Genomic DNA, 18,570 nt, shown 5'->3' on the forward strand with positions numbered 1-18,570 from the left:
CTTCATATTTGGTGCGCCATTGAGACCCGTCCGGCTCCGTCACGGCGACATCGAGACGGCCGAAAAGAGCGGTCCTCTGCGTCGTCAAAACGCTCCAGCCACAAATGAGGAGAAGAACCAGAGGCACGAGCGCCGCCAGCGCCACAAAGCGTTTGTTGCCGATGAGTGGCTGATTGTCCAAATACGCGGCGAACATGCCTGCGGCGTAAACCGCCGCAACGCCAAGCGCGACATAGCCCGCGATCCGCGCCGGAGACAGATTGACCTCCGCAGGGAGCGAGGTCAGATCCACCTGAAAAGGCTTCAGCCCGGCCAGCAGGGTCGGGTCCGTCGCCGCAATCATGAAATTTTGCCAGCCCATAGCCGCAACCTGAACGTGATCGATCAGGCCGCGCGCGCGGTGCCGCCGATTGTGAGGCCATCGATGCGCAGCGTCGGTTGTCCGACGCCGACGGGCACGCCTTGTCCCGCCTTGCCGCAAACGCCGATGCCGGGATCGAGCTTCAGATCGCTGCCGATCATGCTGACACGCGTCAGCACGTCAGGCCCGTTGCCGATCAGCGTTGCGCCTTTCACAGGCGCGCCGATGACGCCGTTCTCGATCATATAGGCTTCGGTGCAGGTGAAGACGAACTTGCCGGACGTGATGTCCACCTGTCCGCCGCCGAAGGAAACGGCATAAAGCCCCTTCTTCACGGAGCGCAGAATGTCGGCAGGGTTCGCATCGCCCGCCAGCATGTAGGTGTTGGTCATGCGCGGCATGGGCTGATGCGCGTAGGATTCGCGCCGCCCGTTGCCGGTCGCCGCCATGCCCATCAGCCGCGAATTCAGCCGATCCTGCATATATCCCTTGAGAATGCCGTCCTCGATCAGCACGGTGCGCGATGTCGGCGTGCCTTCATCGTCCACGGTGAGCGAGCCGCGCCTGTTGGCGATGGTGCCGTCATCGACGACTGTGACGCCGGGTGCCGCGACGCGCGAGCCGAGCAGGCCGGAAAATGCCGACGTCTTCTTGCGGTTGAAATCGCCTTCAAGCCCGTGGCCTATGGCTTCATGTAGCAAGATGCCCGGCCAGCCCGGCCCGAGCACGACATCCATTTCGCCGGCGGGCGCTGGCACGCTGTCGAGATTGATGAGCGCCTGCCGCAAGGCCTCGTCCACCTGTCCCTGCCACTTTTCCGGATCGATATAGACGTCATAGCCCGTGCGTCCGCCCGTGCCCTGACTGCCTGTTTCCTGCCGGTCGCCGACGCCTGCAACGATCGACACATTGAGACGCACCAGCGGGCGCACGTCGCGCACGACATGGCCATCGGGCCGCAAGATCTCGACCGCCTGCCATTCGCCGACCAGCGAGGCCGAGACCTGACGCACACGCTCGTCTCTGGAGCGCGCATAGGCGTCGATATCGGAGAGAAGTTTCACCTTCTCTTCAAAACTTTGCGCCGCCAGCGGGTTCTGGTCGCCATAGAGATGAATGTTGGTTCGCTTCGGCCCGTCGGCCAATGTGCCCGTATGACCCTTCTTCACAGCCTGAACGGCAGCGCCCGCGCGCTTGATCGCCTCTTCCGACAGTTCCGATGAATGCGCATAACCGGTTGATTCGCCCGCAACCGAACGCAACCCGAAGCCCTGCGTCGTGTCGAAGCTCGCCGTTTTCAATCGCCCGTCGTCAAAAGCGAGGGCTTCCGATTGGCGATATTCGAGGAACAGCTCCCCGTCATCGGCGCCATGCAGCGCATCCTGAACGAGGCCTTCGACGCGGCCGCGGTCAAGACCGGTCTGGGAAAAGAAGAGATCGTCGGGAGCGTCGGTCATGTGTGTTCCTTGGCCGCCATTGCGAACGCGGCGAGGCACTCGGGGCGGCGGCATAATCAGCGAAGTCTGGATTGCCACGGCTCTTCGGGACCCGCAATGGCAATAAACGGTCAGACTGACTTATGACTGCCCCAGCCACTCTTCAACGGGCACGAGCCGGTGGGGCAGGGCGGAAAGATCGCAGCGCACAACCTGCGGCGCGCAGCTATAGAGCGGATATTGCACGACCCGAAGCAGCCGCAGATCGACAAGAAAAACGCCGTTTATGCGGCCAAACCAGTCGTCCCACTGCTGAAAACGCCATGATTCCCAGCCTTGCGGCGGCGGCGCAACCACATCGTCGACCGCATCCGGGTGGCAGGCGCAGAAGCCGACGACCGAACGCCCCGGATTGCGTGGCGAGAGAAAGGGCGCCGCCTCGCTGATGAGCTCAGGCGCCGCGCCCCCGTTTTTGGCGAGCAGCAGCCCGGCTGAAATCTGCCGACCGTAGTGGAAATGAATCAGGGCCTCGTCGCGCATTACGCCCCCGTTTTTGATAGTGAATCTTACTCTATGCCTTTTTCCACAGAGGGGAAGGCACAAGCGTCCGGGAATGCGGAACTATTGTGGCAAAACGTCGCAAAACCGCCGTGAGCTTGTGGCGAGCCGCGCAGGCGCGTCTATACTCCGGATCGCGAGTCGGAACGCACCGGCGAAGCGTAGAAATTCCGCTGCCATCGAGAGTCTTGCGGCGGGCAACAGTTTGTGTTTTCTGACGCCGAGAGTTGAGTGTCGACACGCTTCAGGCGTATACGCCTGCGTATGGAAGGGCCGAGCGGCTTTTTCGGGGCGAATTGAAGACACTTTTAGGCAGGACGCACTTTGCGGAAGCAGTGGGAGCTGGGAACTAGCATGCGGTTTCTGAACGGTATCGGGCGCTTGGTCGGACTTGGGGCTTTCGCGCTCGCGGCTGGGCTACTACTCAACGCCACAGCGGCATTCGCGACCGGCATGTCGACGCCGGGGCAGATGGGCTTCCAGGAAGCCGTAACGCCGGTCATGGAAGACATTGAGAGCTTCCATCACTTCTTGCTCATCATCGTCACGTCGATCGTCGTGCTGGTGTCTGTGCTTCTGCTTTACGTGATCGTTCGCTTCAACCGGAAGTCGAACCCGGTCCCGTCCAAGACCTCGCACAACACGCTGGTCGAAGTCGTGTGGACCGTTCTCCCGGTTCTGATCCTCGTGGTCATCGCGATCCCCTCGTTCCGGCTTCTCTACAAGCAACTGGTCATTCCCCAGGCGGAGATGACGATCAAGGCGACGGGCAACCAGTGGTATTGGGGTTACGAATATCCTGACAATGGCGACCTCTCCTTCGACGCCAACATGGTTCCCACAGACGAACTGAATGGCCGTCCCCGTCTTCTCGCCACCGACAATGCTGTCGTCGTTCCGATCGATACGACGGTGCGCGTGATCGTGACCGCCGGCGACGTCATCCACGCCTGGGCCGTGCCTGCCTTCGGCGTCAAGATCGACGCGGTGCCGGGACGCCTGAACGAAACCTGGTTCCGGGCGACCAAGGAAGGCATCTATTACGGCCAGTGCTCCGAGCTTTGCGGCCAGGGACATGCCTTCATGCCGATTGAGGTTCATGTGGTGTCGAAAGAAGATTTCGCCGCATGGGTTGAAAAGACCAAGACTGCTTCGCGTGCGACGCCTGACGATCACGTCAAGCTTGCGCAGTCGCATACGGGCACCGTGCGCTAAGCGCATTCGAATAGAGCAACACGTTCTAGAGTTTGAAGAGCGAAGGATTTAGAGCAATGGCAGGGCAAGCGGCGGCGCATACGGAGCACCACGAGGACCACCCCACCGGATGGCGGCGTTACGTCTACTCCACCAACCATAAAGACATCGGCACGATGTACCTGATCTACGCGATTATCGCGGGGATCGTGGGCGGTGCCTTGTCGGTTGCGATCCGCATGGAATTGCAAAATCCGGGCGACCAGATTTTCGGCGGCGATCACGACCTCTACAACGTGTTCGTGAGCGGCCACGCTCTCATCATGATCTTCTTCATGGTCATGCCCGCCATGATCGGCGGCTTCGGCAACTGGTTCGTGCCGCTGATGATCGGCGCGCCGGACATGGCCTTCCCGCGCATGAACAATATTTCGTTCTGGCTTCTGCCGCCCGCGATCGGCCTGTTGATCATTTCCTTCTTCGTCCCCGGCGCTCCCGGCGGCCACGGTCCTTCCGGCGGCTGGACGATCTATCCGCCGCTTTCGACGACCGGCTCGCCCGGACCGGCGATGGATTACGCGATCCTCTCGATCCATCTGGCCGGCGCATCGTCGATCCTCGGTGCCATCAACTTCATCACCACGATCTTCAACATGCGCGCGCCCGGCATGACGCTGCACAAGATGCCGCTCTTTGTCTGGTCGATCCTGGTGACTGTGTTCCTGCTGCTCATCTCGCTCCCGGTTCTTGCCGGCGCGATCACGATGCTGCTCACGGACCGCAATTTCGGCACGACCTTCTTCAAGCCTGAAGGCGGCGGCGACCCGATCCTCTATCAGCATCTGTTCTGGTTCTTCGGCCACCCGGAAGTTTACATTCTCATTCTTCCCGGCTTCGGCATGGTCAGCCAGATCATCTCGACCTTCTCGCGCAAGCCCGTCTTCGGCTATCTGGGCATGGCTTACGCGATGGTGGCCATTGGCGTCGTCGGCTTCGTCGTCTGGGCTCACCACATGTATACGGTCGGCCTCTCGGTCAACACGCAGGCCTACTTCGTCGCTGCGACGATGGTCATCGCCGTGCCGACTGGCGTGAAGGTCTTCTCCTGGATTGCAACGATGTGGGGCGGTTCGATCGAATTCCGCACGCCGATGTACTGGGCGATCGGCTTCATCTTTCTCTTCACCATCGGTGGTGTCACCGGCGTTGTGCTGGCGAATGCCGGTCTCGATCGCTCGCTGCATGACACCTATTACGTGGTGGCGCATTTCCACTACGTGCTCTCGCTGGGTGCCGTCTTCGCGATCTTCGCGGGCTGGTACTACTGGTTCCCGAAGATGTTCGGCTACATGTACAGCGAGTTTGTCGGCAAGCTGCACTTCTGGATCACGTTCATCGGCGTCAACCTGGTGTTCTTCCCGCAGCATTTCCTCGGCCTCGCAGGCATGCCGCGCCGCTATGCGGACTACCCGGACGCCTATCACCTCTGGAACGAAGTCTCGTCCTACGGCTCCTATCTTTCGGCGCTTGGCGTTCTGGTCTTCCTGTTCGGTGTCGTCCAGGCCTTCGTGCGCAAGGAAAAGGCTGCTGACAATCCGTGGGGCGAAGGCGCAACGACCCTCGAATGGACACTTTCTTCCCCGCCGCCGTTCCACCAGTTCAGCGAACTGCCGCGGATAAAGTAAGTAGAGAGAGCCAAGGCTTATGTCTAAAAGCTCGACAACGACGAGCCATACGCTCGGGGCGCGGCCCATGCCACAGATTGGCATGGCCGCCCCCGGCGACTATTTCGAGCTGTTGAAGCCGCGCGTCATGTCGCTCGTGATATTCACCGGCTTCGTAGGGCTCGTGGTTGCACCTGGCACGATCAATCCAGTGATCGCCTTCACGGCGCTTCTCTGCATTGCGATCGGCGCCGGTGCGTCGGGCGCTCTCAACATGTGGTACGACGCCGACATCGACGCAAAGATGGCACGTACCGCGAAACGTCCCGTTCCGGCAGGCCGGGTAACGCCGGGCGAGTCGTTCGGTTTCGGCATGACGCTCTCGATCGGCTCCGTGCTGACGATGGGCCTTGCGGTCAATTGGGTGGCGGCCGGTCTGCTCGCCTTCACGATCTTCTTCTATGCCTTCATCTATACGATCTGGCTGAAGCGCCGCACGCCGCAGAACATCGTCATCGGTGGAGCGGCTGGCGCATTCCCGCCCATGATCGGCTGGGCGGCTGTGACGGGATCGGTGTCGATCGAGTCGATCACGCTCTTCCTCATCATCTTCATGTGGACGCCGCCGCATTTCTGGGCGCTGGCGCTTTTCACCTCTGAAGATTACGAAAATGCCGGTGTGCCCATGCTCCCCGTGGTTGCGGGCGAGCCGGAAACGCGCCGCCAGATCATGCTTTATTCGGTGCTGCTTGTGCCGATCACGCTGCTGCCGGGGATAATCGGCATGGCGGGCTGGATCTATACGGGCGTCACTGCGGTACTCGGCGCTGCTTTCCTTGTCTTTGCTTTCCGCGTCTGGCGCGATCGTTCGGACAATCACAAGAAGGCCAAGCAGCTTTTCGCCTATTCGATCCTCTATCTGTTTCTTCTGTTTAGTGTGCTCCTCGTCGAGCATGGGTTCGGGATCGTTTTCCCGCTGCATGTGTGAAGGCGCGGGCAATGACAGATAATGGCGATCACGAGCCGCCGCTCCGCTGGACGGATGAGCAGTTGAAGCGCCGTCGTCAGCGCAGCGTCGCGCTGGCCTGGGTACTGGTTGGACTGGTTATTTTGTTTTTCGTCGTCACGGTCGCCAAGCTTGGCGGCAATGTGGCCAAGCGGCCTGCCTTTGGGGCCGTGAACGTTATCGAGCATATTGGATAAGGAACTCGGCGCTATCGCTGCCGAAGGCTTAAGTGGAGAAGACGGGACATGGCTGACGCCCACGCCAAAAATCACGACTACCATCTCGTAGACCCCAGCCCATGGCCGGTTCTCGGGGGCATTGGTGGTTTCACGCTCGCCGTCGGCGCCGTGCAATATTTCCACGGCGCGTCGCTCTGGTACCTTCTGCCGGGTTTTGCCATCGTCATCTATACGATGATCGGCTGGTGGCGCGACGTTCTGCGCGAAGGCAATGCCGGCAACCATACGCCGGTGGTGCAGCTTCATCTGCGCTACGGTATGCTGCTGTTCATCGCGTCGGAAGTCATGTTCTTTGCGGCCTGGTTCTGGGCCTTCTTCGATGCGAGCCTTTTCCCCGGCGAAGCGATCCAAGCTGCCCGCACCACCTTCACGGGCGGTCACTGGCCGCCGCAGGGCGTCGAAGTGTTCGATCCCTGGCACATTCCGCTGCTGAACACGCTCGTGCTGCTGCTGTCCGGCACCACGGTGACCTGGGCCCATCACGCGCTCCAGCATGACGATCGCAAGGGTCTCGTGAACGGCCTCATCCTGACCGTCGTGCTCGGCCTGATCTTCACGGCGCTCCAGGCTTACGAATACATGCATGCGTCTTTCTCTTTCGCAGGCAACATCTACGGCTCGACCTTCTTCATGACGACCGGCTTCCACGGTTTCCATGTGATCGTCGGCACGATCTTCCTGGCTGTCTGCCTCGGCCGCGCTCTGGCTGGCGGGTTCACTGCCAAACAGCATTTCGGTTTCGAAGCCGCCGCCTGGTATTGGCACTTCGTTGACGTGGTGTGGCTGTTCCTCTTCGCCACCATCTACGTCTGGGCCTCGCATGGCGCCGTTCTTCATCACGGCTGATTGCGGCGCATGACGAATTGAAACGGGGGCGGGCCTGCATGAGCGGCCCGCCCCTTGTTTTTGGTCCGCTCGCTATTCTCATGGAGGCAGGAACATCCTGATGGAAGACCGCCTTTATCCTCCATTGTCGTCGGTCAAGGCCGGCCTCAAGGCGTGCTGCCCGCGTTGCGGCGAAGGCAAGCTCTTTGCCGGTTTCCTGACCGTGCCCCCGGCTTGCGCCGTTTGTGGTCTCGACTATGCCTTCGCCGATGCGGGCGACGGCCCCGCCGTTTTCATCATGATGATTGCAGGCTTTCTCGTTGTCGGCCTCGCGCTCTTCGTCGAAGTCACGTTCCAGCCGCCATACTGGGTGCATGCGGTCTTGTGGATTCCGCTGACGCTGTTTTTGACGATCGGCCTGCTGCGACCGCTGAAGGGCTGGCTGATTGCACAACAATACAAACACAAGGCCCGCGAGGGCAGGCTGGAACCCTAACCATGTTGACCCAAAACCGTTTCTTCCGCCCGCTGCTCTGGCCGACCGTTCTGACGCTCGTTTCGCTCGGTATTCTGATCGCTCTTGGAAGCTGGCAGATCGAGCGTCTGAACTGGAAGCTCGACCTCATCGCGATGATCGAGCATCGGATGGCGGAGCCTGCCGCTGATGTGCCGGCGGAAAGTGGATGGCCTGAACTCGATCTGAAGGCGCTCGAATATCACCACCTGCGCCTTGCCGGGTCATTCATCAATGACAAGGAACTGTACTACTTCACGCAGAACGATAAGGGCGAGGCCGGTTACGATATCGTGACGCCCTTGCAGCTCGAGAATGGCAGTGTGGTTCTCGTCGATCGCGGTTTCGTGCCTCTCGAAATGAAGGATCCGGCAACGCGCGTAGCGGGGCAGATCAATGGCCCGACAACGCTGACCGGCGTTGCCCGCGCGCCGCAAGCCCGCGGCATGTTCTCGGCGGTCGACGACGTTGCAAAGAACATCTGGTTCACCCGCGATCCGAAAGCCATGGCAGCGGCGCTGAAACTCGATCGCGTCGCGCCTTTCTACGTCGACGCCGATGCGACGCCCAATGCGGGCGGCTTTCCCATCGGCGGGCGCACGCAGGTCACGATCCGCAATGAACATCTGCAATATGCTTTGACCTGGTTCGGTCTCGCCGCCGTGCTCTTTGCCATCTATCTTTCCTATCACTGGTCGAATGGACGCATAGGACGACGAAAGACATGAGAGCCAAGGCATGACGGAACGCAATTCGACGGCAGCATATGGCGTCCTGAAAACCCGCTTCAAGCGCCTCGCCGCCTTGCAGGGCGCGCAAGCCGTGCTGCATTGGGACCGCGCGACAATGATGCCGGAAGGCGGCGCCCGCGCGCGTGCCGAGCAGCAGGCAACGCTGTCGCTCATCGCGCATGAGACGCTGACGGCACCGGAAGTCTCCGATCTTCTTGCAAGCGCCGACGAAACCGTCGCCGCGCTTGGCGAGTGGGACCGGGCAAATCTCTCCGAAATGCGCCGCGTTCACGCTCACGCAACAGCGACGCCCGCCGATCTCGTGACGCGTCTGTCGCATCAGAAATCCGAAACGGAAATGATCTGGCGCCGCGCCCGCGCCGCCAACGACTATGCGAGCCTGGCGCCCGCTCTCGACAGGCTTGTCGGTCTCGTCCGCGAGCAGGCGGGGGCAAAGGCCGATGCCTTTGGTCTCGATCCTTACGATGCGCTTCTCGACGGTTACGATCCCGGCCGCCGCGCCGCTGAAATCGACCGCCTGTTCGCCGAGCTGGAAGTGTCGCTCCCGGCTCTTCTGCAAGCGATCATGGAGAAACAGGCCGCAGCGCCAAAGCCTCATGCGCTCAGCGGCCCGTTCCCGATTGCGGTTCAGGAGAAGCTCGGTCGCGAGATCATGGGCGTTCTCGGCTTCGATTTCGCGCATGGCCGCCTCGATGTGAGCCACCATCCCTTCACCGGCGGCGTGCCGGACGATAGCCGCATTACCACGCGTTACGATGAAGCTGACTTCACCGAAAGCCTGATGGCGGTCATCCATGAGACTGGCCATTCACTTTATGAGCGCGGCCTTCCCGACGAATGGCGCATGCAGCCTGTCGGTCGCTCGCGCGGCATGACGATCCATGAAAGCCAGTCGCTGCTTTTCGAAATGCAGGCAGGTCGCTCGGCTTCGTTCATCTCTTTTCTCGCGCCGCGCCTGAAGCAGGCCTTCGGCAGCGATGGCGCTGCATGGTCGCCTGAAAATCTTCTGCGCCACTATCGGAAAGTCGGCCCGAGCTTCATCCGCGTTCAGGCCGATGAAGTGACTTATCCGCTGCATGTCATCCTGCGCTATCGCCTCGAGCGCGCGATGATCGCGGGCGAGTTGCGTGTCGCCGATCTTCCGGCAGCGTGGAACGAGGGGATGAAAAATCTGCTCGGCATCACGCCGCCGGACGATGCCAGCGGCTGCATGCAGGACATCCATTGGCCCTCCGGCTCCTTCGGCTATTTCCCGACCTATACGCTGGGCGCGCTTGCGGCCGCGCAGCTCTTTGCGGCGGCCAAAGCCGCTCGTCCGGGGCTTGAGGAAGCACTCGGGCGCGGTGATTTTTCGCCGCTTATTCAATGGGTTGGCGAGAAAGTGCACGGGCAGGGATCGCGTCTTACCCCCGACGAGATCCTCACTTCTGCGACAGCTTCGCCCCTTGGAACAGGGGCCTTCCTGCGCCATATAGAGGGTCGATACCTCCACAGCCAAGCCTGAGCCCTAGCATTTCTGCGGCTTCGCGAGGGCTGTTTGCCACCGGCTTCGCCCAAGGTTAGGTTACGCCCGTCCGGGGCTCGACGCGCGTTGTCGGCCGGTCATCCTGGAGATTATGGTGAAATACGTCAGCACAAGGGGACAATCCCCCGAGCTTGAATTCGAGGAAGTATTGCTTGCCGGCCTGGCGCGGGACGGGGGCCTCTACGTGCCCTCAGAATGGCCGCAGATGAGCGAGCGCAAGATCAGGGCAATGGCGGGCCTCTCCTATCAGGAGGTCGCCTTCCGCGTCATGCGCCCCTATATCGGGCCGACGATCCCGGATGCCGACCTCGCGGCCATGATCGAGGGCGCCTATGCGGGCTTTGGCCACAAGGCGGTGGCCCCGCTGGTCCAGATCGGCACCAATGACTGGCTGCTTGAGCTTTTCCACGGGCCGACGCTGGCCTTCAAGGACGTGGCGATGCAGATCCTCGCCCGGCTTTTCGACTATGTGCTCGAAAAGCGCGGTCGGCGCATAACGGTTGTGGGCGCGACGAGCGGGGATACGGGCTCTGCCGCCATCGAAGCCTTCAAGGGCCGCGAGACGACCGATATTTTCATTATGCACCCCAAGGGACGCGTCTCCGAGGTGCAGCGCCGCCAGATGACGACGGTGCTCGATGCCAACGTCCACAACATCGCCATCGAAGGCTCCTTCGACGATTGTCAGGCGCTGGTAAAGGCGATGTTCAACGACCACGCCTTCCGCGACGAGGTTTCGCTCGCTGGCGTCAATTCGATCAACTGGGGCCGCGTTATGGCCCAGATCGTCTATTACTTCACGAGCGCAGTGGCGCTTGGCAGCCCGTCGCGCCCGATTTCCTTTGCCGTGCCGACAGGCAATTTCGGCGACGTTTTTGCGGGTTTTGCCGCAAGCCGCATGGGCTTGCCGATTTCGAAGCTGCTCGTGGCGACGAATGTGAACGATATTCTGGCGCGTACGCTCAAGACCGGGCGCTATGAGGTGGGGCAGGTCGTGCAGACGATCAGCCCGAGCATGGACATTCAGGTCTCGTCGAATTTCGAGCGCCTTGTGCATGACGCTTATGGCCGCGATGGCGAAAGCGTTCGCCGCCTGATGCAGAGCCTCAGCCAGTCGGGTGCTTTCGAAATCGACCGCCTGCGCCTTGAATCGATGCGGATGATTTTTTCCGCCGCACGCGTCGACGAAGCCGAAACATCGGCAACCATCGCGCGGGTGCTGGCGGAGACCGGAGAGCTTGTCGACCCGCATACGGCGGTCGGTCTTGCGGCGGCGCATGCCGAACGCGGCGATCTTGGAACGCCGATGGTCACGCTTGCCACCGCCCATCCGGCCAAGTTCCCGGACGCGGTGAAAAAGGCGGCGGGCATTCATCCCGAATTGCCGCCTCGCATGGCCGATCTTTTCACACGTGAAGAACGTCTCGACGTTTTGCCGAACGATCTTCAGGCAGTCGAAACATTCATTCGGGAACGGGCCAGAGCACTGGCGGCATAAAGAGCGGTAACAGAACAGGTACTGAGTTGATTGAATACAGGAGAGTGCGATGACGGTTGAAGTGACGAGACTCGAAAACGGTCTGACCGTCGTAACCGACAACATGTCGCAACTCGAAACGATCTCGGTCGGCGTTTGGGTGAATACCGGCGCGCGCCATGAAAGCCCGCGCCAGCATGGCGTTTCGCATCTTCTCGAGCACATGGCCTTCAAGGGAACGAAGCGTCGTTCCGCCCGCGCCATTGCCGAGGAAATCGAAAATGTCGGTGGTCATCTGAATGCGCATACGGCGCATGAAGCGACCGCCTATTATGCGCGCGTTCTGAAAAACGATCTGCCGCTTGCCGTCGATCTGCTCGCCGACATTCTCCAGCACTCGGCATTCGATGCCGAAGAGCTTGAGCGCGAGCGCGGCGTCGTCATTCAGGAAATCGGCCAGTCGCTCGATACGCCCGACGATCTCGTATTCGACCATCTGCTCGAAGCCGCCTATCCGGGCCAGCCGATGGGTCGCACGATCCTTGGCACCGTCGATACGGTGAATGCCTTCGATCGCGATGCGCTGCAGGGTTACATGGACGAGCGCTATCACGCGCCGGGCATGGTGCTTGCGGCGGCCGGTGCCGTCGATCATCAGGCGCTCGTCGCGCTTGGCCGCGACCGTTTTTCCGCGCTGCCGAACCGTCGCAGCAATGGCGCCGAGCTTGCCGTTTTCCGTGGCGGAGAGCGCCGCGAGGAGCGTGACCTCGAACAGGCGCATGTGGCGCTTGCCTTCGAAGGCCCGGCCTATGGCGATCCCGATTATTACACCTCGCAGATTTTTGCCAGCGTGCTTGGCGGCGGCATGTCCTCGCGCCTGTTTCAGGAAGTGCGCGAGAAGCGTGGCCTTTGCTATTCGGTCTTCGCCTATTCCTGGTCCTTCGCCGATACCGGCATTCTCGGCGTTTACGCCGGAACCTCGCCCGACGATCTCGCCGAGCTGATGCCCGTTATTGCCGGTGAAATCACACGCCTCGGCGAAGATGCGACCGAAGAGGAAACCGCCCGTGCCCGCGCCCAGATGAAGGCCGGACTGCTGATGGGTCTTGAGTCTTCCTCATCGCGCGTCGAGCAGATTGCGCGGCAATATGCGGTGCATGGCCGCGTGCTGCCGATTGATGAGGTGATCTCCAAGGTCGATCAGGTCGATGCGGCGGCCGTTCGCCGCTTTGCGAGCCGCTTTCTCAGCAAGTCGTCGCCCGCGCCTGCGCTTGCCGCAGTCGGCCCGCTCAAAGGGGCTGGCGGTGGGCTTGAATCCTATGAGCGTCTCGCGGCAAGATTTGCCTGAAGAGGGAAGTTCGCGCCGCAGGTGAGCGCGCCCCTTCGGGAGCCGCAAAGCCATGGCCTTTCTGCGCTCGATTTCGAAGCCCGACACGTCGCCCCTCGTGATTGGCGACGGCGTCTGGCTTCGTGGGCCGCAAATTTCCGATCATGCGGAATGGGCGGCCTTGCGCGAGGTGAGCCGCGAGTTCCTGACGCCATGGGAGCCGACATGGTCTGCGGAAGAGCTGACCAAGGCATCCTTTCGCCGCCGCATTCGGCGCTACCAGCGCGAGACCCGCGAAGATCGCGCCTATCCCTTTTTCATATTCCGCGAAACCGACAATGCGCTGGTCGGCGGCTGCACCTTGTCGAACGTCAATCGCGGCGTGCAGCAATTCTGCACGCTTGGCTATTGGGCGGGCGCGCCCTTTGCCGGGCAGGGCTATGTGACGAAGGCGGTGCGTGCGCTCATCCCCTATGTATTCGAGGAATTGAAGCTGCATCGGCTGCAAGCGGCCTGCATGCCTGAAAACGAACGCTCAAAGGCCGTCTTGCGCCGCTGCGGATTCCGCGAAGAGGGATATGCGCGCGGACTCCTTCGCATCAATGGGGTCTGGCGCGATCACGTTCAGTTTGCGATCTTGCGGGACGATCCGCGCCTCTGATCGCGCCGGAAATCCACCATTCGCCGGAGTCCTGTTATGAGCGGCAAGCTGCCTCGCGCAATCGTCTTTGATGTCTTCGGCTCGGTGGTCGATTGGCGCACCAGCCTGATCGACGAGTTGACGGCGTTTGGCGCCGAGCGCCGCATCGAGGCGAACTGGGTAAAGCTCGTCGATGACTGGCGCGGCGAATACATTCCTTCATTGAAAAAAGTCTACAAGGGCGAGTTGCCCTGGATGACGCTTGACGATCTGCATCGCGCCTCGCTTGAAACGCTGGTGGCCGGGCAGGGCATCGAGGGCCTGACGGAAGCGGACCTCGCTTATATGACGCGCGGCTGGCACCGGCTGAAGCCCTGGCCTGATTCTGTCGCGGGTCTTCGCCGCCTGAAGCAGGGCTTCATCATTGCGCCGCTCTCCAACGGCAATGTTTCGCTGCTGGTCGATATGGCCAAGGGTGCCGATCTGCCCTGGGATCTGGTGCTCGGCTGCGATCTCTTCGGGCGTTACAAGCCCGCGCCAGAGACCTATCTGGGGGCCGCTCGCCTGCTTGGCCTTGAGCCCGGCGAAGTGATGATGGCGGCGGCGCACAATGGCGACCTCAAGGCCGCCAAGGCGCTGGGCCTGATGACGGCCTTCTTCGCCCGGCCCACGGAATATGGGCCGCGTCAGGAATATGATCTGGCGCCGACGGGGGACTGGAGCTACGTGGCCAGCGATATTGAAGACCTTGCCCGCCAGCTTGGCGTATAGCGCGGACTGGCCATATCGGCTCAAACAGTGATTATTGCTGACTTGATTACTTTGTCTTTGCGATTCTAGGTCACTATACGAGGTGCTCGGCCTCGCAGGGGACGGCTTGAAGGGGGATGGATGCGGCGGAAAGGCCAAACGATAATTCGCGCCTTGTTTCTGATGGGCGCGGTGTCGGCTTTTTTGCCGGCCTTCACATTGTCCGCTCGCGCGCTTGATGCCGTGGTGATGGACGATGATCGTGCCGTTGTCGATCTGACGCCCTTCACCGAGCGCTACCACGAGAAGGGCCAGAAGCTCACCATCGAAGCGCCCGATGCCGGCATCACGGATCAGGACACGGCCAACGCACCGAAGACCAGCGCCACGCCGCCAGCGCCCGCAAATGGCGAAGAGGAAAGCGAGGCCGAAGGCGACGGCTCCGTCACCCTGTCCGACGGCTCCATGGAAGCAAACGGCATCTGGCTCGCGACCGCGTTGCGCAATCGCTCACAAGCGCCTGTGACGCGCTATCTCATTGCGGATGAGCGCGGTTCGGGCTTTCTGAATTTCCTCTGGCCGGTGCCCCAGCCGGGCCTTGACCGCGCCTATGCGGCAGGCGCGGAAGACCCTGTGCCCGTGCCTGAAGATACGCGGCCGGGCTTTGCGGTTCTTTCCTTTTCCGTCGATCCCATGACGAGCGTCACGGTCGCGCTTCATTCAGAACAGCCTGCGCCTCAGTCGCTTTATATGTGGAAGCCTGCCTCCTGGCAGTCCTTCAACCGCCGCCTCGCGCTTGTCGAAGGAGGCATGCTCGGCGTCATCGCGGCGCTTGCGATCTATCTGACGGCGCTTGCCGTGCTGACGCGCGCGCCTGCCGCTCGCGCGACGGCCTTTCTTCTCGGTGCTGGCTTTTTCGTGGAGCTGGCAGAGTTCGGATATCTGAGCACGATCTTCGGCGCGTCTTCCTACTGGGACGCAGTGCTTCGAACCGGCGCGTTGACGCTCTTTGCCGCCTCCGTCTTTTCGCTTGAGCGATTTTTCCTCGATCTGGAACGCCATTTCGAGTGGTCGTCGAAAATCGCGCGCATCATGTCTCTGGCCGTCTTTGCAACAATTCCGCTCAGCCTGTTGAGCGCACCGGCGGGCGCGCTCTTTGTGCGGCTCTGCCTGATGGTCGCGCTCTTTACGGGCGTGCCGCTCGTCGTCATGGCGGCGCTGCGCGGCGTTCGTCCGGCGCAATTACTGATCCCCGGTTCGGCGCTCTTCGGTCTTGCGGGCCTCGTTGCCGTGTTTCACGCGGCAGGCTGGATTCCGGCGACCTTCGTCGGCACGCCGCTCACCGTCGGTCTCTTCACCATCGCGCTGGTGCTCTTTGCCTTTGCCGCCGCCTATCACGCGCAAGGCGGACGCCGCCGCACCGATGTCGGCAATATCCGCAGCGAGCAGCGCCACGCCTTCGCATTGTCGGGCGCGCGTCAGGGCGTTTGGGACTGGGATATTCTGGCCGATACGCTCTACGTCTCGCCCTCGGTGGAAGCTTTGCTCGGCCTCGACCCGGGCTCGCTTGGCGGAACCGAAGTCGCATGGCGCGAGCATATGCATCCCGCCGACCGCGAAACCTATCGCAACGCGCTCAACGCCTATATCGACCGCGGCAATGTTTCCTTTGCGCTCGAATTTCGCATGCGCCATTCGGACGGCGCCTTCCGCTCGATCGCGCTGAACGCAAGCTGCATCGCAGGCTCCGAAGGCTATGCCGCGCGCTGCATCGGCACGGTGAGCGACGTCACGGCGCGCAAACTTGCCGAGGAGCGTCTGTTTCACGACGCCGTGCATGACAGCCTGACCGGCTTGCCGAACCGCGCGCTTTTCATGGACCGCCTCGATCGCGCCATCAGGCGCACAGGCCCCGTCGATCGACCGCGCGCGGCGCTGTTATTGGTGGATCTCGACCGCTTCAAGACCGTGAATGACAGTCTGGGCCATTCAGGCGGTGATGCGCTGCTGATCGCCGTGGCGCGGCGTCTGGAATCGCTCGTCACGCAGGAAGACACGGTGGCGCGTATCGACGGCGACGAATTCGCGGTGCTGCTTGCAACGCGCACGCATCGCGAAGACGCGCTCGGCTTTGCCGAGGCCCTTGCGGAATTTCTGTCGCAGCCCATCGAGATCGGCGGGCAGGAAGTCTTCCCGACCGCTTCCGTCGGCGTTGCCATTTGCGAAGACGGCCATGAGCGGCCCGAGGAATTGCTGACCGAAGCCGAAATCGCAATGTATCGCGCCAAGCGCTCCGGCAAGGCGCGCATCGAGATTTTCGAGCCGGGCATGCGCGGCGAGGCCGACGATCATCTGAGCGTCGAAACCGATCTGCGTCATGCACTCGATCGCAAGCAGCTTGAAATGTACTACCAGCCCATCATGTCGCTGAGCGATGGCGGCGTGCGGGGATTTGAGGCGCTGGTGCGCTGGAACCATCCCGAGCGCGGGCTTCTGACGCCTGACGACTTCGTGCCCTATGCCGAAGAACTCGGCCTCATCACGGAAATCGGACGCTTCGCGCTTCGTGCGGCGAGCGAAGAACTGGCGACATGGCAAAAGCTCTTTCCCTTCGAGCGTGCGCTATTTGCCAGCGTCAATGTTTCAAGCCGCCAGCTTCTGCGTCACGATCTCATCGACGATGTGAAGCGCGTGCTTCATCGCATCGACATCGTGCCGGGCTCACTGAAACTCGAGGTGACGGAATCTCTCGTGATGGAGAATCCGGAATTTGCCGCCCAGGTTCTGACGCGCCTAAAAAGCCTCGGCGCGGGCCTCTCGCTTGACGATTTCGGTACCGGCTATTCAAGCCTGAGCTATCTGCAACGCTTCCCCTTCGACACGCTGAAGGTGGACCGCTCATTCGTGGCGGGCATGTCGGCGGATCGCGAAACGCCGCTCATCATCCGTTCCATGGTCACGCTCGCGCATGATCTCGGCATGGAGGTCGTGGCGGAAGGCACAGAAAGCGAAGGTCAGGCACAGGACCTTGCGGCAATGGGATGCGATTACGGGCAGGGATATTATTTCGGCCAGCCCATGCGCTCGACGGAAGCGCTCGACTTCATCGCCCGCCACTGGCGCCGCTAACTCCTATGCGTGTCCTGCCTCGCCGGAGAGAAGCGAGAGGTTGATGCCGAGCTTTGCCAGCGCGGAATTATACTTGGCATCGAGGTTCGTGCTGAAAAGCAACTCCGGATCGGGGTCGCAATGGAGCCAGCCATTCGCCTGTATCTCGGCCTCAAGCTGCCCCGGCGCCCATCCGGCATAGCCAAGCGCCAGCAATGCACGCTCAGGGCCATGGCCATGAGCGATGGCGCGGAGAATGTCGACGCTCGCCGTCAGCCCGACATCGTCGTCGACCGGAAGCGTTGAATCTTCCGAGAAATAATCATGCGTATGCAGAACAAATCCGCGCGCCGCTTCCACCGGGCCGCCGACCAGAACGGGGCAGGCGAGTATTTTTTTATGCAGCGCCGGACTTTCCTCCGGCACAGGAATGGAGAGTTGATCGAGAAGTTCAGGCAATGTGATGTTCGGCGCAGGCTTGTTGACGACAATGCCCATCGCGCCTTCAGGATTGTGCACACACAGATAAATCAGTGTGCGCGAAAAGCGCTCATCGCCCATTGACGGCATGGCGATCAACATCTTGCCTTCGAGGAACCCTTCCTCTTCCGGGCGGTAGCTCAGATCTCCCGACACATGACTCATGTCAAACTATCTGCCTCCGTGCACATGGCCCGAACATCTGGACCCATTACATTGTCGTGCCTTGCCGCACGCATGTCACGCTTTGTCTGAACCTCCTGTCGCGACGTCCGCCCCCACACCGGACGCGACGACCGGGTCGCCCGACGACACCGCGACCGCGACGGCGACCGCGAGCGCCGAGGAGGCTCCCGAGGGGCAGGTCGAGACGCCCGAGGAGTCGTTCCGCGCATGGCTGGCCGCGAGCCGCGCGCCGGACGTCGAGGTCGCGTGCGGCTACCTCGCACCGGAGCTCGTCGACCGGATGGTCGCCGAGATGACGGCACAGGGGTGGCCGGGCATCACGGACTGCGCGTCGATGACCACGACCACCGCCGGTCTCTACGCGGCCGTGGGCGACGTGCCGGAGGTCGAGGTCGGCGTCCGCGAGGAGCGCGCCGACGCGACGGTGCTGTCCGTCGTCTACGACGGCGGCGACTGCGGCACCGCCGTCATGGTGCCGCAGGGCACGCGGTGGGTCGTCACCGAGCAGTCCGAGGAGGAGTGCTGACC

18 protein-coding genes are annotated in these 18,570 nt (G+C 61.7%); 14 read left to right on the forward strand and 4 right to left on the reverse strand.

Annotation, left to right across the window (positions count from 1 at the left end):
- From WA943_RS05805 to WA943_RS05815, 3 genes are all read right to left on the reverse strand, one after another.
- Nucleotides 1–361 (reverse strand): hypothetical protein (locus WA943_RS05805; RefSeq protein ID WP_424468907.1); only part of this gene is annotated, 361 nt, incomplete at its 3' end.
- 23 nt (nt 362–384) lie between these two features.
- Nucleotides 385–1,818, reverse strand: coding sequence for a metalloprotease TldD (gene tldD, locus WA943_RS05810; protein WP_424468908.1), 1,434 nt, complete (start codon nt 1,816–1,818; stop codon nt 385–387).
- Between the two features lie 120 nt (nt 1,819–1,938).
- A complete protein-coding gene (locus WA943_RS05815; protein WP_424468909.1) occupies nt 1,939–2,337 on the reverse strand; it encodes a hypothetical protein in 399 nt (132 codons plus the stop codon).
- Nucleotides 2,338–2,709: 372 nt separating this feature from the next.
- Between WA943_RS05815 and coxB the strand changes: the two genes are divergently transcribed.
- The 13 genes from coxB to WA943_RS05880 all read left to right on the forward strand — a co-directional run bounded on the left by coxB (nt 2,710) and on the right by WA943_RS05880 (nt 17,397).
- Entirely contained in the window at nt 2,710–3,570 is an 861-nt protein-coding gene (gene coxB / locus WA943_RS05820; protein WP_424468910.1) for a cytochrome c oxidase subunit II, read from the forward strand.
- 56 nt (nt 3,571–3,626) lie between these two features.
- Nucleotides 3,627–5,234, forward strand: a complete 1,608-nt coding sequence (gene ctaD, locus WA943_RS05825; protein ID WP_424468911.1) for a cytochrome c oxidase subunit I — start codon at nt 3,627–3,629, stop codon at nt 5,232–5,234.
- Between the two features lie 67 nt (nt 5,235–5,301).
- On the forward strand, nt 5,302–6,201 hold the full coding sequence (gene cyoE, locus WA943_RS05830; RefSeq protein ID WP_424468912.1) for a heme o synthase: 900 nt from the start codon (nt 5,302–5,304) through the stop codon (nt 6,199–6,201).
- 11 nt (nt 6,202–6,212) lie between these two features.
- Nucleotides 6,213–6,416 carry a hypothetical protein gene (locus WA943_RS05835; protein ID WP_424468913.1) on the forward strand — a complete coding sequence of 68 codons (204 nt, stop codon included), beginning with the start codon at nt 6,213–6,215 and terminating at the stop codon, nt 6,414–6,416.
- A gap of 48 nt (nt 6,417–6,464) precedes the next feature.
- Nucleotides 6,465–7,304 carry a cytochrome c oxidase subunit 3 gene (locus tag WA943_RS05840; RefSeq protein WP_424468914.1) on the forward strand — a complete coding sequence of 280 codons (840 nt, stop codon included), beginning with the start codon at nt 6,465–6,467 and terminating at the stop codon, nt 7,302–7,304.
- A gap of 100 nt (nt 7,305–7,404) precedes the next feature.
- Nucleotides 7,405–7,779, forward strand: a complete 375-nt coding sequence (locus tag WA943_RS05845; protein ID WP_424468915.1) for a DUF983 domain-containing protein — start codon at nt 7,405–7,407, stop codon at nt 7,777–7,779.
- 2 nt (nt 7,780–7,781) lie between these two features.
- On the forward strand, nt 7,782–8,525 hold the full coding sequence (locus WA943_RS05850; RefSeq protein WP_424468916.1) for an SURF1 family protein: 744 nt from the start codon (nt 7,782–7,784) through the stop codon (nt 8,523–8,525).
- Nucleotides 8,526–8,535: 10 nt separating this feature from the next.
- Nucleotides 8,536–10,053, forward strand: a complete 1,518-nt coding sequence (locus WA943_RS05855) for a carboxypeptidase M32 (RefSeq protein ID WP_424468917.1) — start codon at nt 8,536–8,538, stop codon at nt 10,051–10,053.
- Between the two features lie 115 nt (nt 10,054–10,168).
- Nucleotides 10,169–11,572 (forward strand): threonine synthase, encoded by a 1,404-nt coding sequence (gene thrC, locus WA943_RS05860; protein ID WP_424468924.1) that lies wholly within the window; start codon nt 10,169–10,171, stop codon nt 11,570–11,572.
- A 49-nt stretch (nt 11,573–11,621) separates the two neighbouring features.
- A complete protein-coding gene (locus WA943_RS05865; protein WP_424468918.1) occupies nt 11,622–12,899 on the forward strand; it encodes a M16 family metallopeptidase in 1,278 nt (425 codons plus the stop codon).
- 52 nt (nt 12,900–12,951) lie between these two features.
- Nucleotides 12,952–13,539, forward strand: coding sequence for a GNAT family N-acetyltransferase (locus WA943_RS05870; protein WP_424468919.1), 588 nt, complete (start codon nt 12,952–12,954; stop codon nt 13,537–13,539).
- Between the two features lie 36 nt (nt 13,540–13,575).
- On the forward strand, nt 13,576–14,289 hold the full coding sequence (locus tag WA943_RS05875; RefSeq protein ID WP_424468920.1) for a haloacid dehalogenase type II: 714 nt from the start codon (nt 13,576–13,578) through the stop codon (nt 14,287–14,289).
- Between the two features lie 120 nt (nt 14,290–14,409).
- On the forward strand, nt 14,410–17,397 hold the full coding sequence (locus WA943_RS05880; RefSeq protein ID WP_424468921.1) for an EAL domain-containing protein: 2,988 nt from the start codon (nt 14,410–14,412) through the stop codon (nt 17,395–17,397).
- A gap of 3 nt (nt 17,398–17,400) precedes the next feature.
- On the opposite strand, the gene WA943_RS05885 is transcribed toward WA943_RS05880, so the two are convergent.
- Nucleotides 17,401–18,021 (reverse strand): YqgE/AlgH family protein, encoded by a 621-nt coding sequence (locus WA943_RS05885; protein WP_424468922.1) that lies wholly within the window; start codon nt 18,019–18,021, stop codon nt 17,401–17,403.
- Between the two features lie 82 nt (nt 18,022–18,103).
- Here WA943_RS05885 and WA943_RS05890 point away from each other — a divergent pair, with 82 nt between their 5' ends.
- Nucleotides 18,104–18,568, forward strand: coding sequence for a hypothetical protein (locus tag WA943_RS05890; RefSeq protein ID WP_424468923.1), 465 nt, complete (start codon nt 18,104–18,106; stop codon nt 18,566–18,568).
- Nucleotides 18,569–18,570: the final 2 nt, after the last annotated feature.

It is taken from the genome of Parvibaculum sp. (genome assembly GCF_049651025.1).
GTDB lineage: Bacteria > Pseudomonadota > Alphaproteobacteria > Parvibaculales > Parvibaculaceae > Parvibaculum.